This is a genomic window from Idiomarina sp. X4, assembly GCF_002808045.1.
Classification (GTDB): domain Bacteria; phylum Pseudomonadota; class Gammaproteobacteria; order Enterobacterales; family Alteromonadaceae; genus Idiomarina.
The window spans coordinates 52989-69644 of sequence record NZ_CP025000.1; the positions used below are offsets into that span (position 1 = coordinate 52989).

16 protein-coding genes are annotated in these 16656 nt (G+C 46.2%); 1 reads left to right on the top strand and 15 read right to left on the bottom strand.

Translation table 11 applies throughout. The features are described from left to right. Positions 1 to 50 precede the first annotated feature (50 nt). The gene (locus CWC33_RS00325) at positions 51 to 1694 is read left to right on the top strand and encodes a tetratricopeptide repeat-containing response regulator (protein ID WP_100690326.1); all 1644 of its coding nucleotides are present in this window, start codon (positions 51 to 53) and stop codon (positions 1692 to 1694) included. Here the strand turns inward: CWC33_RS00325 and CWC33_RS00330 are convergent. The 15 genes from CWC33_RS00330 to tsf all read right to left on the bottom strand — a co-directional run bounded on the left by CWC33_RS00330 (position 1691) and on the right by tsf (position 16644). Next, entirely contained in the window at positions 1691 to 2491 is an 801-nt protein-coding gene (locus tag CWC33_RS00330) for a pirin family protein (protein WP_198511824.1), read from the bottom strand. The two genes, CWC33_RS00325 and CWC33_RS00330, sit on opposite strands and share 4 nt — an antisense overlap. A gap of 26 nt (positions 2492 to 2517) precedes the next feature. After that, positions 2518 to 3468 (bottom strand): glutathione S-transferase family protein, encoded by a 951-nt coding sequence (locus tag CWC33_RS00335; protein ID WP_100690328.1) that lies wholly within the window; start codon positions 3466 to 3468, stop codon positions 2518 to 2520. An 86-nt stretch (positions 3469 to 3554) separates the two neighbouring features. Continuing rightward, a complete protein-coding gene (lpxB, locus tag CWC33_RS00340) occupies positions 3555 to 4700 on the bottom strand; it encodes a lipid-A-disaccharide synthase (protein ID WP_100690329.1) in 1146 nt (381 codons plus the stop codon). 39 nt (positions 4701 to 4739) lie between these two features. Then, on the bottom strand, positions 4740 to 5507 hold the full coding sequence (gene lpxA, locus CWC33_RS00345) for an acyl-ACP--UDP-N-acetylglucosamine O-acyltransferase (RefSeq protein WP_100690330.1): 768 nt from the start codon (positions 5505 to 5507) through the stop codon (positions 4740 to 4742). Then, positions 5507 to 5962, bottom strand: coding sequence for a 3-hydroxyacyl-ACP dehydratase FabZ (fabZ, locus tag CWC33_RS00350; RefSeq protein WP_100692236.1), 456 nt, complete (start codon positions 5960 to 5962; stop codon positions 5507 to 5509). The genes lpxA and fabZ overlap by 1 nt, the downstream gene beginning before the upstream one ends. Positions 5963 to 5979: 17 nt before the next feature. Beyond that, complete coding sequence (gene lpxD / locus CWC33_RS00355) at positions 5980 to 6996, bottom strand: UDP-3-O-(3-hydroxymyristoyl)glucosamine N-acyltransferase (protein ID WP_100690331.1); 1017 nt, start codon at positions 6994 to 6996, stop codon at positions 5980 to 5982. A gap of 1 nt (position 6997) precedes the next feature. Next, complete coding sequence (locus CWC33_RS00360; protein ID WP_088768394.1) at positions 6998 to 7513, bottom strand: OmpH family outer membrane protein; 516 nt, start codon at positions 7511 to 7513, stop codon at positions 6998 to 7000. 37 nt (positions 7514 to 7550) lie between these two features. After that, positions 7551 to 10037: an outer membrane protein assembly factor BamA gene (gene bamA / locus CWC33_RS00365; protein ID WP_100690332.1), complete on the bottom strand. Its 2487-nt coding sequence runs from the start codon at positions 10035 to 10037 to the stop codon at positions 7551 to 7553. Positions 10038 to 10069: 32 nt separating this feature from the next. Then, entirely contained in the window at positions 10070 to 11425 is a 1356-nt protein-coding gene (gene rseP, locus CWC33_RS00370) for a sigma E protease regulator RseP (RefSeq protein WP_100690333.1), read from the bottom strand. Next, positions 11419 to 12615, bottom strand: a complete 1197-nt coding sequence (ispC, locus tag CWC33_RS00375; protein ID WP_100690334.1) for a 1-deoxy-D-xylulose-5-phosphate reductoisomerase — start codon at positions 12613 to 12615, stop codon at positions 11419 to 11421. The genes rseP and ispC overlap by 7 nt, the downstream gene beginning before the upstream one ends. A gap of 4 nt (positions 12616 to 12619) precedes the next feature. Continuing rightward, positions 12620 to 13486 (bottom strand): phosphatidate cytidylyltransferase, encoded by an 867-nt coding sequence (locus tag CWC33_RS00380; RefSeq protein ID WP_100690335.1) that lies wholly within the window; start codon positions 13484 to 13486, stop codon positions 12620 to 12622. A gap of 3 nt (positions 13487 to 13489) precedes the next feature. Next, the gene (gene uppS, locus CWC33_RS00385) at positions 13490 to 14263 is read right to left on the bottom strand and encodes a polyprenyl diphosphate synthase (RefSeq protein ID WP_100690336.1); all 774 of its coding nucleotides are present in this window, start codon (positions 14261 to 14263) and stop codon (positions 13490 to 13492) included. A gap of 81 nt (positions 14264 to 14344) precedes the next feature. Beyond that, positions 14345 to 14902 (bottom strand): ribosome recycling factor, encoded by a 558-nt coding sequence (gene frr, locus CWC33_RS00390; RefSeq protein WP_088768400.1) that lies wholly within the window; start codon positions 14900 to 14902, stop codon positions 14345 to 14347. 30 nt (positions 14903 to 14932) lie between these two features. After that, positions 14933 to 15667, bottom strand: a complete 735-nt coding sequence (pyrH, locus tag CWC33_RS00395) for a UMP kinase (protein WP_100690337.1) — start codon at positions 15665 to 15667, stop codon at positions 14933 to 14935. 98 nt (positions 15668 to 15765) lie between these two features. Next, positions 15766 to 16644, bottom strand: coding sequence for a translation elongation factor Ts (tsf, locus tag CWC33_RS00400; protein WP_053952692.1), 879 nt, complete (start codon positions 16642 to 16644; stop codon positions 15766 to 15768). Positions 16645 to 16656 lie beyond the last annotated feature (12 nt).

Consider the following 16656-nt stretch of genomic DNA (forward strand, 5'->3'; position numbering starts at 1 on the left):
AGACAGTATGCTGTTGCTAAGTGATTAATTAAAGGGTACCTACCACAAGAATGGATAAAACTCTGGAGCTCAATAACAAGCGTGTGCTACTGATTGATGATCAGAAGCCCTTTCAAGTCATGCTTAAAGGCTCACTGCTCAATTTGGGTGCAAAAGAGGTCCAGGTCAAAAGTACAGGGGAAGCGGGTATTGCCGCTTACGTAAAGAACCCACACGACATTCTGTTAGTCGATTACAACCTTGGCTCGGGTAAAAATGGCCGTCAGGTGTTAGAAGAGTTGCAAGTGCGTGGGCTGATGAAGCCACATACTCTGTTCTTTATCATTACCGGTGACAATTCAAGGCCTATGGTGCTGAGCGCCCTTGAGCTTCAGCCCGATGACTATTTGATGAAACCATTCTCACACCGGGTTCTGCGTTCCCGTCTTACTCGTGCTTATAAGCGTCGCATGTGGTTAAAAGACGTCTTTCAGGCACTCACCTCTCATAATTACGAAGACTGTATTAAAGCCTGCGAAAAGCACATTGCGACGAACAGCCGCTACAGTAACTACTGCCGCAAACTGCAAATAGAGCTCTACAATAAAACCGGTCAGCTACGCGAAGCAGAAAAGGCAATAAAAGAGCTGTTGGAAGATAACTCTCACAGTTGGGTGTTTTTAAAACTTGCTGAAACTCGGTTGCTACAGAATTCGCCGGAAGAGGCACTGAATATTATTAACCATATTCTTAAACGGATGCCTCACGCGATAGAAGCACAGGATTTAAAAACCGAATGTTATTTACAGCAACAACAGCTTGAGGAAGCACTTAACAGTGCTCGCGATGCCATTACTATGGCGCCATTTTCAATCGACAGACAAACCCGACTGGCCCACATTGCTCGCGATAACGGCGACTTTGACTTAGCCAAACAGGCCATGAATAACGTGTTACAAATAGCGCGCAAATCGGTGTTTCGTAATGCTGAGCATTTATGTAACTACCTACGTAGTATTCTCGATGCGGCCGAAAACAGCGACACACCGCAACAAATCAGCAAGTATCAGACTGAGGCTACGATGGAGCTTCAGCGCGCGCGTTATGATGAACATTTACTGCACGCCGACATTTCCTTTGAAGACTTGGAAGCGATTCTCCTTTCCCGTATTGATTCCTTCAACGGGCGTTTGCGCGAGGCACAGCACCGCTTAAATGAAGTGGTCGGCGAGGATTTGGCTAACAACCGTGAGATTGATCGGAATTTGCTACCCGACGTTATTGCTGTATTACTTGACGTTGGCGAATACGAAAAAGCCAATATGCTAGCCGGCCAACAAGCAGAAAGAGTAAAACTCGACAGTTATACGCTGAAAATTCTCAAATCTCGCATGGCGGCGGCTCAAAAACAGCAAGACGAATTCTTCAAAATTCATCGGCAAGGTGCTGAAGCGTATCAAGCCGGTATTTATCAACAAGCGCTGAACGACTTTCGCCAGTCGATGGAGCTGGCACCACTCAATAGCGGTGCTGCGCTGAACTTTATTCAGGCCGCGGTTCGCTTTACGGAAGAAAACCCCAGTGCCAATAAAGCCACTCTGAAGAAAGAATGTGAGCACTGCTTTAAAGTTCTTGAAGGGTTGCAGCTCTCCGGCAGTCATACACAACGTTACGAACAGTTGCTTGAAGAAACCGAAGAGCTGGGTCTGCGCTAAAGCTTCTGATTAGCTGCAAACGTTCCGCTTTGATAGTCTTTTATTGCGGTGTCCAACTCGTCAGACGTATTCATAACAAATGGACCGTACTGTGCAATAGGCTCGTTAATAGGTTTTGCAGCCAGCACAATAAGCCCGGCTCCCGAACCACTTTTAAGAGCCAAATCGGTGGTGCTGTCAAGTTGCAATAGCTCACCACGAGACACGGCTTCGCCATTTAATTCCAGCTCACCTTCGTAAACATAGGCCAAGCGCTTTTCCTGCTGCTGGGACTTTAATTCAAATTCGCCATGCAACTTTACATCGGCCATGAAAAAGTCGCGTCCGGGTAAAGATACCGGTCCCACTTCCTGGACATAGTTGCCTGCAATTAAGCGCAGTGTTGTACCACCAGTTTGCACTTCCGGAATTTTTGCTGACGGAAAGTCAAACCACTCAGGGTCACTCATTTTCTCTGCCGAAGGCAAGTTAACCCACAACTGAAAGCCCCACATAAGGCCTTCGACCTGTTTTGGCATTTCCGCGTGAATAATACCTTTAGCCGCCTTCATCCATTGCACACCGCCGGCTTCAACTTCTCCTGAGTTACCCACCGAGTCTTTGTGCTCCATAGTGCCTGCCAACATGTAGGTTAGCGTACAAAAACCCCGATGCGGATGCGGCGGAAAGCCCGCAATGTAATCGTCTGGGTTGTCTGACCGAAACTCATCCAGCATCAGAAACGGATCCTGATGCCTCAAACCCGGCTGATTAATGACCCGGGTCAATTTAACGCCAGCACCATCTTGCGCTGGCATACCAAGATGTCTGCTTTTAATGACACTCACTTTATTGCCTCCCGATTATGTGGCTGTTCAAAGTCGATATCGGGTCCCTTCGGCACCACTTGCGTCGGGTTGATGGTTTTATGGCTGGCATAGTAATGCGTTTTAATATGGTCCATGACCACCGTCTCTTTAACGCCCGGATACTGATAAAGTTCTCGCAGGTAATTCCACATTGCCGGGTAATCAACAATACGTTTTTTGTTGGTTTTAAAATGTCCAAAATACACCGCGTCAAAGCGTACTAACGTGGTAAACAATCGCCAGTCGGCTTCGGTAATTTGATTGCCGGCTAAATAGCGTTGTTTCGATAAGATACTTTCTACACGATCGAGCGCCGTGAAAAGCTCATCGAACGCTTCTTCATACGCATCCTGCGTGGTTGCGAAGCCGCTTTTATACACGCCATTATTGATACTGTGATATACCCACTCATTGACGCTATCAATGTCGCTGCGTAACTGCTGTGGGTAAAAATCTTCCGTATTGCCCGTTAATTCATTAAAGCTCGAGTTAAAGATACGAATAATTTCCGCAGACTCGTTATTCACAATGGTCTGCGTCTTTTTATCCCATAACACCGGCACCGTGACACGGCCGCTGTAGTTACTATCAGCTTTAAGATAAAGTTGGTACATAAAGTCGAGGTCATACAAAGGCTCGTTCAGCGGAGAGCCGCCAAATTCCCAGCCATTTTCCACCATCAATGGCTTAACGACGGACACATCAATATGCGATTCCAGGCCTTTTAGTTTTCTGAAAATGAGCGCTCGGTGCGCCCACGGACAGGCATAAGACACGTACAGGTGATAGCGACCTGACTCAGGCTCAAACTCGCCGCCCTTTTCTATGGTTGAACGAAACTGTGATTCACTGCGAACAAAACGACCACCGTGCTTTTTGGTGTCGTACCACTTATCGTGCCACTGGCCATCAACTAATAAACCCATAATAAACTCCTTTAAAAGCATTACGCTAATAATAGAAGTTATTACGGGAAAAGAAGAGTTTAGATTATCGGCGCTAAGATTCTAAATTATAGAAAGGACTCAACAACATCCGCCGCCTTTTCACTCGCGGTGACCTTAAGCTGCTGATGTATTTGAGTAAACTGCTCTAACAACTCGTGATTATCGGACTCAATAAGGCTTGATAGTTCTTTTTCAATATTGTCTTCTGACGCTTCAGCCTGAGCCAGCTCAGGAACAATTTCGCGCCCCGCTAATAGGTTAGGCAACGAGAAGAAAGGAGCATGAAAAAGTCGCTTAATAATTTGGTAACTTAGCCAGTGAAAGCGATATGCGACAACCATTGGGCGCTTTATTAGCAACGCTTCCAGGGCGACCGTGCCCGAGGTTAACAGTAAATAATCAGATGCAGCCATGGTCAGACGACTATGGCCAATTGGCGTATCTATTGCGAGTTCCGGAGCGTGTTGCTTGACCAGATCACTAAACTGCTCTGCCCGCCGCTCGCTTATCATCGGTGCAACAAACTTAAGCTCGGGGTATGTTGAGGCTAGACGTTTAGCCACGCTTAAAAACACCGGAGCCATGCGCTCAATTTCGCCGGAACGGCTACCCGGTAAAATGGCTAAATACTTTCCTTCGGAGTCTATACCCAGTGCTTTCCGTGCGTCTGTTTGGTTCCATCTAAGCGGTATGTCATCGGCTAAGGGGTGACCAACAAAGGTAGCCTGAAGCTGGTGCTTGTCGTAGAAGTCCTTCTCAAATGGCAGCAAGCAAAGCACATGATTAACCGACTGCTTAATGCCTTTTATACGGTTTTCCCGCCACGCCCAGACCGACGGACTCACATAATGTATGGTCGGAATGCCAGCCTTTTTTAAGCGTTTTTCAACGGTTAAATTAAAGTCTGGTGCGTCTATTCCTATCATCACATCGGGCTTTTGTTCGGTAAGGTACTGAACCAGTTGTTTCCTGTGTTTTAGCAGTTTAGGAAGCTGTTTGAATACTTCGGCAATGCCCATAACGGCAAGGTCATCCATCGGGAAAAACGACTTGAGGCCTTGTTCCTGCATTAACGGGCCGCCCACACCGACAAACTCGATATTGGTGTGTCGCTGCTTTAACGCTTTGATAAGACCTGAACCAAGTAAGTCGCCGGAATGTTCACCGGCAACTAGCGCTATTTTCAAAGGGCGTGCAGTGCTATCTTTCATAGTAAGATCGCTAATTACCGGTGAACAAGCTCGGCTAAATCAGCCGCGAATAATGCCACGGCTGCTATGGCGAACAAAGTCAGTAAAGCCATCCAAAGCAGGTTCATTTAAGGCTTCAATATGCTCTAGCGCTTCTTCGGTCGTGTGTCCCGCGCGATAAAGAAGCTTATAAGCTCGGCGGATATTTTGGATTTGCTCTGGCGTATAGCCGCGACGTTTCAGTCCTTCTGCATTTATTGTACGGGGACGTGCATTATGTCCCTGCGCCATCACAAACGGAGGAATGTCTTGTACAACAATGGAGTTCACTGCTGCAAAGGCATGGGAACCAATATGACAAAACTGATGAACGCCTGTCATACCACCAAGAATAACCCAGTCACCAATATGCACATGTCCAGCTAAACTCACTTGGTTAGCAAAAATATTGTTATCGCCAATCATGCAATCGTGTGCCACATGCACATAGGCCATGAACAAATTATTGTCACCAATTTTAGTGACGCTGTTATCCTGAATCGTCCCACGGTGAATGGTGACCGATTCACGAATAACGTTATTATCGCCAATCACCAGTTCAGTGGGTTCACCGGCGTACTTTTTATCCTGACAGTCCTCTCCCACCGAGGCGAATTGGTAAATCGTATTACTCTGCCCGATAGTGGTTGGTCCCTTCAGAACAACATGAGAGCGAATGTCACAGTTATCACCAATAACAACGTCCGGCCCGATAACCGTCCATGGACCAACACTGACGTTCTCGCCAATACGTGCTTTAGGATCGATAATTGCTGTTTCGTGAATCACTACACTTCTCTTCTTGCACAGATAATGTCAGCCGTACACGCGACCTCACCATCGACTTCGGCACGACCACTAAATTTCCAGATACCGCGACGCTCTTTCTCAAACGTCACATAAAAGTCGATTGTATCGCCAGGCACAACCTGGCGTTTGAAACGTGCGTTATCGATACCCGCGAACAAATACAAGTCGTTCGCGTTTTTCTTACTTTCGGTAATTTTAAAACCCAATAGACCACAGGCTTGCGCTATTGCTTCCAATAACAGAACCCCCGGGAAAATAGGTTTTTCCGGGAAATGTCCATTAAACATAGGTTCGTTAAAGCTCACGTTCTTTATGGCGTGCAACGAGTCCTTTGAATTTGTCTCAATAACTCTGTCAATGAGCAAAAATGGATAGCGATGCGGGAGTAACTCAAGCACCCCCTGAATATCAAATCCTGAGTCCTTTATTTTCAAACCATTCACCTTGAAAGTTAATCTGCTTTTTTCTCAAGCTCTTTAACACGCTTGAATAAGTCATCCAGCTGCCTAAAGCGCGCACCGTTGCGTCGCCACTCACGATGGCTGGCCGCCGGTATACCCGATGCATAAACACCAGGCTCGGTTATTTCTTTTATCACCATGGCGAAGCCCATAATTTGGACGTCGTCACAAATACTGATGTGTCCGTTAATCGCTGATGCGCCGCCAATCATGCAGCGTTTACCGATATGGCAGCTCCCTGCTAATACCGTACAACCGGCAATCGCGGTGTCTTCATCAATAAAGACATTATGAGCGATTTGGCATTGGTTATCGATAATGCAGCCAGAGCTTATGACGGTGTCGTCTAACGCTCCGCGATCGATGGTGGTACTTGCACCAATATCCACGTTGTCTTTGATAACGACTCGACCTAACTGAGGTATTTTAACCCATTTACCGTCTTCTGGCGCCCAGCCAAAACCATCAGCTCCGACAATCGCTCCGGAATGGAACAGGCAGTTATTACCAATAACGCACTGATGATAAATTTTAACCCCTGACCATAAGGTACAGTCGGAACCAATTGTTGTTCCACGCCCTACATAACAGTGTGGCCCAATACTGGTGTTATCACCAATATGAACGCCTTCTTCAATTACTGCATACTCACCAATACTGACATTTTTACCAATGTGCGCCGACTCGGCGATCACTGCCGTTTTTGCGATTCCCTCTGCCGGTTTTGGTGTGGTATCGAGTAATTGAGCTATGTGAGCAAATGCGGCATACGGATTATTAACGATAATCGCGTTATCCACTGTATCGCTGTCATCCTTTGGGCTAACTAATACTGCCCCGGCCTGGGTTGTTTCTAACTGTTTTTTATAGCGACTGTTTGCCAAAAATGCGATGGCATCAGAGCTCGCTGATTGCAAGGTTGCCACGCGCAAAATGGGGAGCTGCGAGTTCCCTCGCACCTCCCCACCCACATGGTCAGCCAACTGCTGCAATGTGTATTCAGACATATTAATTTCCTGAAGACATTTTCTCGACAACTTCGTCTGACAAGTCGTTGTCGCTTTTCATGTACGCTACTGCGTTACTTTCTAAAACAATGTCATAGCCTTCTTCTTCGGCAACATCTGTTATCACGCCCTGAACCTTAGCAAGTAGCTTATTACGCTCCTCGTTCTGGCGACGACGAGTATCTTCTTGCAAGGCTTTGCTTTTAAGCTGAGCTTGAGAGATTGTTTGCTCAAGTTCACGAGCCAGCTGAGTTTTTTCAGCTTCTGACATGATCGACGCGTCGCGCTCTTGCTTCTGACGAAGTTCTTGAACTTTTTGCTCTAGTTGACGCATTTCTTCAAAGCGATCCTGAAATTCGTTTTGCAGGCTTTCAGAAATTTGCTCGCGCTGTGGCAGCTGTTGAAAAACGTTCATCATGTCAACAACACCAATTTTCTGCTGCGCCTGAGCGGCACCAGCAAACAATGCGGTTGAAATAGCGACAGCTGCTGCTGTTGATTTCATTAACTTTTTCAAAATATTACTCCTTCAAATTGCTATTTTAGCTTTATTATTAGAATGTCGTGCCAATATTAAATGAGAACACTTGGGTTTCATCGCCTTCTACTTCTTTAAGCGCTCGACCTAATGAGAAGGTTAACGGCCCCATTGGGGAGATCCACTGCACTGAAACACCAGCAGAAGCTCTAAAGTCTCCCGGTGAGCTATAATCGCTTAATTCGTAGCGACTGTTTGGACTCATCGGCAGATCCTTGTAGGTATCGTAATTGAATTCTGTATCCCAAACCATACCAAAGTCAACAAAGACGCTCGTTCTTACACTATTACGCATACCTTCGTCGATAAACGGTGTCGGTACAATCAGTTCCAAGCCACCAACGACTTTGGCATTACCCCCTACTGCGTATCGACTAACGAAAACGCTTTGGTTTGTCGACGGTATTCCATCCGGACTACCATCAACTCCTGGAGGAGAGGTCATACTACCATCCAAACGAACGGCTCTCGGCCCCACGGTATTCGATTCGAAGCCTCGCAAATCTCCTTGCCCAGCAACACGGAAGTTTTCCCAGAAAGGCAATAGAAACTCATTGCCACCATCGCTTTCTCCATACCCGTTACCATAACCCAAGTTTAGGCGAGTTAAGAAGGTCCATTGCTGATCCCGGGTAATAGGGAAGTAATGGTTATATTCATAATTAAAACGGAAATATTGTACATCACTCAACGGTGTTGCAACTTCGACACCGAGACGTTGTGATGAACCACTAGTCGGAAAAGTACCTCGGTTAAGGGTTACTCGCGACCACCCCGCGTTCAGCTCATAAATATCGAAACCTACAGCTTCATCGGGTGCTTCAGGATTCAAAAATGGTTGAAAGAAATTACTGATTTGCTCATAGGAATCTGTATTGGCTGCAGCAACTTCTTGGTTTTTATAGCCGACCCCAAAATTAAGACGGTTAATTTCGTCGACTGGAAAGCTCAGCCCTGTCGATACGCCGTAAGTCTTTTGGTTATACTGAACTAAGTTCTCAGCACGGCCAGCATCAAATTCACTCATATACACTTGGCCAGAAAGACTCACACCATTAATGGTAAAGTACGGATCGGTGTAAGAAATATTGGCGTTTTTATTAAAACGACTAGTGCTGATATTAAAGCCAACCCGGTTACCGGTTCCTAAAAAGTTATTTTGTTGTATGCCAGCGTTCAACTGAAGACCTGAATAGTCACCATAGCCGATACCTGCATTAAATGAGCCAGACGGTTGCTCTTTAACTTTATAAGTAATATCAACTTCGTCTTCACTGCCTTCCACGCGCTCTGTTGATGTTTCAACCGTTTCGAAGAAACCTAAACGTTCCAGGCGAACTTTACCCTGCTCTACGTTACTGTCCGAAAGCCACGCCCCTTCCAACTGACGCATTTCGCGGCGCAACACGCGATCTTGAGTAGCGCTATTTCCTTCAAATTTAATGCGGCGCACATAAACGCGTTTGCCTGGGTTTATAGAAAACGTAATTTTTACCGTTTTATCTTCTTCATTATGTTCCGGAATGGCTCGTACCTCTGGATACGCATAGCCATAACGGCCATAAAAACGGCTTATCATGTCTTCTATATAAGTGATTTGCGCGGCATTATAAAGTGTTCCCTCTTCAATCTGAGCGATACGCGTAATCATTTCCTCGTGACCTTTTAGATCACCAATGACGTCCGTTTCACTGACATTGTATTTGTCACCTTCATTAACATTCAGAGTGATATACACGCCTTCGCGATTTGGGGTCATAGAAACCTGCACCGACTCAACTCGGAAGCGCAAGTAGCCACGGTCTCGATAAAAGGATTCCAGTGTCTCCAGGTCGCCACTCAACTGCTGCTTCTGATAACGCTTTTCGCCGATAACATTCCACCACGGCAAATCATCTTTTAACTCAAACGTGTCAAGAAGCTGAGCATCAGAAAACGCTTTGTTGCCGACAATATTAATCTGCGCAATTTCAGCCGCATCGCCTTCTTCAAAGGTCATACGCAGTTCAACACGGTTTCGCGGTAAGTCAACGACCTGAACCTCTACTGACGCGTTGTATTTACCGACACTGTGATAAAAATCCTCAAGGCCCTTTTCGATACCTGCAATTGTCGTTCTGTCGAGCGGCTCCCCGACAACGATGTTGTTGTCAGTTAAGCTTTCTTGTAGCTGTTCATCTTTAATATCGCTGTTACCGTCAAAGGTAATGTCGGAAATCGTTGGACGCTCACTAACGTTAAAAATAAGCGTATTATCATCCCGTCTTGCATCGATATAATCGAAATGAGTCGATGAATAGAGAGAGCGAATGGCGCTGCGAATTTGCAGCTCGCTGACTTCGTCACCGACTCGCACAGGAATGTAAGTTAACGCAGCGCCCAAAGCGACACGTTGTAACCCTTTAACTTCGATATCTTCTACAACAAATTCTTCTTGTTGTGCATAAGCCGGAGCGACAGCGCTCGCTATCATTGCACTTACTAACAGCTTTTTAAACGTCATTATCACTAGCTACTTATTGTTTATTTCGTGATTTAGAATGCAAAACGGATGATATCATTTGATATTGCCAACGCCATTAACGCGAATACCAACATCCCGCCTATCCTATAGCAAATATCCTGCACCCTTTCGGATACCGGCTTCCCTTTCAACCACTCAATGCAATAAAACATCAAGTGACCGCCATCGAGAACCGGCAACGGTAATAAATTTATAATCCCCAAATTGACACTCAGCAGGGCTAAAAAGCTCAAGAAGTAAACAAAGCCGTTACTTGCACTAACACCGGCTCCTTCCGCAATGCTTAATGGCCCTGCCAAATTCTTAACTGACACATCACCGGTCAGCAGTTTACCTATCATTTTGACGCTAACAACCATTAACTCCCAAGTTTTTTCAGCGCCTTTTAAGAATCCGCTAAATACCCCATATTGGTGGTTATAGACATACCCTTCCGGCAGTGCGTCCGTTTTCGGCGCAACGCCAAGATACCCTATGACACCATTTTCAGTATCGCGTTCCCCAATTTTAACTGGAACGGTTGTTTTTTCCCCATCCCGAAGGACTAATACGTCAAGCAAAGCCCCAGGAGAGTCAGCAATACGCTGCTGAAGGGAACGCCAATCATCAATACTCTGACCATTAATTGCGAGGACATCATCTCCTTCTCGCAAGCCAGCTAAAGCCGCAGGAGAGCCAGCTTCAACGCGAGCTAATACAGTATAAACTTCCGGCTGATACACCGAAATTCCTAAACTTCCAAAGGTTGACTCAGTTTCCGGATCAAACTGCCAGTTTTCGATATTTAATACACGCGTAACTTCTTGTTGGTCACTCGTACGCAACGTCATGCTTGTCTGCTCATTACCTATCGCGGACATAAGACCCAATTGGACTTGCTGCCAGTCATAAGTTTCCACGTCGTCGATATAGAGTATTTCACTGCCTTTTTGAATACCGGCTTCCGCTGCAATAGAATCTGGCTCGACTTCCCCTACTACCGGCTTAACGGTGGGAACACCAACACCAAACATCAACCATAGAACAGCTACTGCTAACACAAAGTTCGCGATGGGGCCTGCCGCAACAATGGCGAAACGTTTATAGACAGACTGTGCATTGAAACTCACGCTCTTTAACGCATCTGGAACGTCGTCAACGCGTTCATCGAGCATGCGAACATACCCGCCAAGCGGTATTATGCTGACTTGATAAACGGTGCCATCTTTTGCTTCTCTTTGCCAAATAGGACGCCCGAAACCAATAGAGAATGTCAGTACTTTGACCCCACATCGACGTGCCACCCAAAAGTGACCGAATTCATGAAAAGCAACAAGAATGCCCAGAGTGACAACAAAAGATAAGGCGTACCACAAAATCTCTAACATACCCCATACTCCTTGATCCATTCAGAGGCCTGCCGACGAGACTGGGCATCGAGTTGTGTCAATACATCAAGGTTGTCAGCAATAACGGGTACTGTTTTTTGCAACGCGAAATCACACACTTTTGCGATATCAGTAAACAGGATATGGCCATCCAAAAAGGCTTGCACTGCGACTTCGTTGGCTGCATTTAACGTCGTTGTTGCCCATTGACCATCCCAGCACGCCTGAATGGCAAGCTTCAAACACGGGTAGCGTGCGTAGTCAGGCTGTCTGAACGTCAGTTCATTAAGCGTACTGAAATCTAGGCCTCCAACGCCACTTTGCAACCGCTCTGGGTATCCAAGAGTATGTGCAATTGGGGTGCGCATATCGGGTTGCCCCATTTGCGCCAAAACCGAACCGTCAGTAAATTGCACCATTGAATGAATGACACTTTGTGGATGAATAACCACTTTCAACTCAGACTCTGAACAATTAAACAACCAACGCGCTTCAATATATTCAAGCCCTTTATTCAGCATTGTTGCAGAGTCCACCGAAATTTTTTGCCCCATTGACCAATTAGGGTGGTTACAGGCTGCTTTCGGCGTTTGTTTATCAAGTTCGCGAACAGGCAAATCACGAAACGGACCGCCAGATCCGGTCAACAATAAGTAGTCGACGCCATGTTCACCCAACTGCATTGAGCCAACTTGTTCCTGAGCCTCTTTAGGTAAACACTGAAAAATTGCATTATGTTCGCTGTCAACGGGTAATATTGTCGCTCCTGAGCGATTGGCATGATCAATAAACAGCTGCCCACTCATAACCAGAGCTTCTTTATTGGCAAGCAAAACCGTTTTGCCTGCATCTATGGCAGCCAGTGTTGGCTTTAAGCCAGCGGAGCCGACGATAGCCGCCATAACCGTATCAACCTCGTTACTTTGACTCACGTCGATTAATGCATTCTCGCCGTACAAAACTTTGGTTGGAACCTTGCCACTTAGCGCCGATTCTAATTCGTCCGCTACTTTTTTAGAGCCCATCACTGCGAATTGCGGTTTATAAATTAAGCACAATTCAGCCATAGCACTGACTTGGCTATTCGCTGTCAACGCGTACACCGAAAAGTCACCAGGGTGTCGTGACAAGACGTCCAGTGTATTCTGGCCAATAGAGCCAGTTGCTCCAAGTATGGTTATACTGCGCATAGAATTAATGCAAAAACTCCAGGTAAGCCAAAGTAAATACCGGTACTGCAGCAGTAAGACTGTCTATTCGGTCTAAAATTCCACCGTGCCCTGGCAAAATTGAGCCGCTGTCTTTAACGCCGGCACTGCGTTTGAACATACTTTCGTTTAAATCGCCAAACACCGACGCGACTACAGTGAAGAGTCCTGTCAGGTAATAACCGGTAAATTGGTCGGCAGGCACTTTTGTCCAATGTGCAACTACCATCATCACGACAAAAGCCAAGGTAACGCCGCCACACAGCCCTTCCATGGTTTTACCGGGACTCACTGCGGGCATCATCTTATTGCGACCATAACGCACGCCAGCAAAATAAGCGCCAACGTCAGCCGCCCACACCAGTAAGAGAATAAACAGAACGACCCAACCACCAAAATAAGGGTTATCTTCAAAGTTGATTGAGCGGACGGTCATTAAAGCCGCCCAGGTAGGGATAAAAATAAGCACCCCAAAAACACCAACGATTGCGCGAGTTCTGGACCAAACGCGGCGACTCGATGGATAGTTAACAATTAAGGCCAACGCCACAACCCACCAAACACCGCCAAATATTATTGTGTAATAAGTCACGCTATTTAATGCGCCGTCGTTCCCCCATAAATCGCCCAGGGGTACCAACCAGGACAACACACCAATAATGCCCCCTATAAAGGCTACGTAGGCAATTCTAGCTGACTTACGACGTACCCCCATTAACGGGGACCACTCCCAGGCTCCCATCATAATGACGGCCTGAATAAATAACGAAAAGCCCCACAGCGGAAGCAAAAATACGCAGTAGAGCGCAATTGGAATGAGTAATAATGCCGTTAAAATTCGTTGTTTTAGCAAGTGTTATTCCTCTGTTCGAGTATCTATGTCTTGCATTAGCATAGTTAGCTGTTCGCTGGTCAGTCCAAACCGACGTTCACGCTGTGCAAAGTCGTTAATGGCTTCTGCAAAGGTGGTATCGTCAAAGTCAGGCCATAATACGGGCGTAAAAAACAGCTCTGCATACGCCAGTTGCCATAACAGAAAATTACTGATGCGATGCTCACCGCCAGTACGAATCAGTAAATCCGGTGTGGCTTGGTCAGACAGCATCAAGTTGTCCGCAAGTGTTTTATCTGTTATTTCATCAGCCTTTAATTCACCACTTTCGACTCTTCGAGCCATGGCACGACAGGCTTGCGTAATGTCCCACTGACCGCCATAGTTGGCAGCAATATTCAGAGTCAGCTGATCGTTTCCTGCGGTTTTTTCTTCCGCCTGTGCAATTTGTTTTTGTAGACGCTTAGAAAAGCGGCTTTTATCACCAATAATGCGCAGCTGAATATTATTTTCGTCGAGTTTCACGACCTCTTTTTTAAGAACCGACATAAACAGCTCCATCAACAGAGAAACTTCTGTTGCTGGCCTGTTCCAATTCTCGCTGCTAAACGCAAAAAGCGTCAACGACTCTATGCCGTTACGCCTTGCAAAAGCGACCGCACGACGCACAGCTTCGGCACCAGCCTTATGACCCGATGTCCTTGCTTTGCCTCGTTGCTTCGCCCAGCGCCCGTTACCGTCCATAATAATGGCAACGTGTTTTGGGACTAACTGTTTTATTGACGGTAGTTCTTTCATGTATCAGCCATGAACATTAAAAAACGCCGTGCGAGTATACCTGACACGGCGTCATACACCAATGAAGTCATTGCCTGATGCTTATATTTCCATCAAGTCTTCTTCTTTTGCTTTCAATGCTTCGTCGATTTGCTTGACGTATTTATCGGTCAGCTTTTGAACTTCATCTTCCGCTTGGCGTTCTTCATCTTCAGTGATTTCTTTTTCTTTCAACAACTCTTTAATGTCACCGTTTGCATCGCGACGAATGTTACGTACGGCGACACGGCCTTGTTCAGCTTCCGCACGAACAATCTTCACTAAGTCCTTACGACGCTCTTCCGTTAGCGGTGGTAACGGAATACGAATAACAGCACCTGCAGACGCTGGATTCAAACCTAAGTCGGAATCCATAATTGCTTTTTCGACGGCTTGCGATGATGATTTATCAAATACAGTCAGAGCCAGAGTTCTAGAGTCTTCAGTCGTGATATTAGCCAACTGTTTAAGCGGCGTATCTGTACCGTAGTAATTAACCATGACACCATCAAGAATGCTTGGGTGAGCACGACCCGTACGTACTTTTGACATTTGACTGCGCAGTGATTCTACACTCTTTTCCATGCGCGACTTTGCATCTTCAATAATTTCTTTTATCACTGTTTGTACCCTTTAATCTTAGAATCTGTCTTATTCTGCATCGTGACTGATCAGTGTACCTTCTTCTTCACCAAGAATCACTGATCGCAGAGAGCCGGGCTTATTCATATTAAACACCCGAATCGGTAAACCATGGTCTCTGGCAAGAGTAAATGCCGCTAAATCCATGACTTTAAGCTGTTTCTCAAGCACATCATTATAGTTTATGTGCTTATAAAGAGTGGCGTCCGGATTGCTAACCGGGTCATCTGAATAGACCCCATCAACCTTTGTGCCTTTCAAAACGGCTTCAGCTTCAATTTCAATACCACGTAAACAAGCTGCAGAGTCAGTTGTGAAAAACGGATTACCCGTACCGGCAGAGAAAATAACAACGCGACCAGACTTAAGCAAGCTAATAGCTTCTGCCCAGTTGTAACTGTCGCACACACCAGTCAATTCAATTGCCGACATAAGGCGAGCGTTAACAAAGGCGCGGTGCAATGCGTCACGCATAGCCAGTCCATTCATGACCGTCGCCAACATACCCATGTGGTCACCCACGACTCGATTCATGCCTGCTTTTGCAAGACCCTCACCACGGAATAAATTGCCGCCACCAATGACCAAACCGACCTGAACCCCCAGTTCAACCAGTTCTTTAATTTCTTGCGCCATGCGATCTAACACTTTGGCATCGATACCAAATGGCTCATCGCCCATAAGCGCTTCACCACTGAGCTTTAACAATATGCGTCGATAACTGGGTTTAGGATGGGTAGTCATTATTGCCTCTACTCTTATTTAGGTTAAAAAAAACCGCGTCCTGAACGCTCAAGACGCGGTTGTATTTTTATGGTATCAAGTTGGTCGAAACCACTAGATTAACCTTTGTTCGCTGCTGCCACTTGAGCTTGAACTTCAGAAGCAAAGTCTTCTTCTTTACGCTCAATGCCTTCGCCCACTTCAAAGCGTACGAAAGTAACAACGTCTGCGCCAGCTTTCTTCAGTAACTCACCAACAGTCATTGATGGGTCTTTTACGAAAGGTTGGCCGGTCAGGCTGATTTCGCCAGTAAACTTACGCATACGGCCTTCAACCATTTTCTCAGCGATTTCTTTTGGCTTACCGCTTTGCATAGCGATATCAACCTGAATAGAACGCTCTTTTTCAACAACTTCTGCGTCTACGTCTTCAGGCTTAACAAACTGAGGGCTGCTTGCTGCAACGTGCATGCACAGGTCACGAGCTAAGTCTTCGTCACCGCCGGTTAATGCAACAGCAACACCGATGCGAGCACCGTGCGTATAAGTTGCAACAACGTCGCCAGCTTCAATCGTTTGAACGCGACGAACATTCATGTTCTCGCCGATTTTAGCGACTAAGTCTTCACGAGTTTTCTCAACTGTTTCGCCACCGATGTCGGTTGCTTTCAGTTTTTCAACGTCGTTTTCTTTGTTAGCAAACGCAGCGTTGATAACTTTCTCACCAAAGCCTAAGAAGTTTTCGTCACGAGCAACGAAGTCAGTTTCACAGTTCAGTTCAACCAATGTTGCCTGGCTGCCTTCAGACTTAACTAAAATAACACCTTCAGCGGCAACACGGCCCGCTTTCTTAGCGGCTTTAGCCTGACCACTTTTACGCATCAGTTCAATTGCGGCTTCCATATCGCCGTCGACTTCCTGCAATGCTTTTTTGCAGTCCATCATGCCAGCGCCAGTGCGCTCGCGCAGTTCTTTAACTTGAGCTGCTGTAATTGCCATGATCTCTATCCT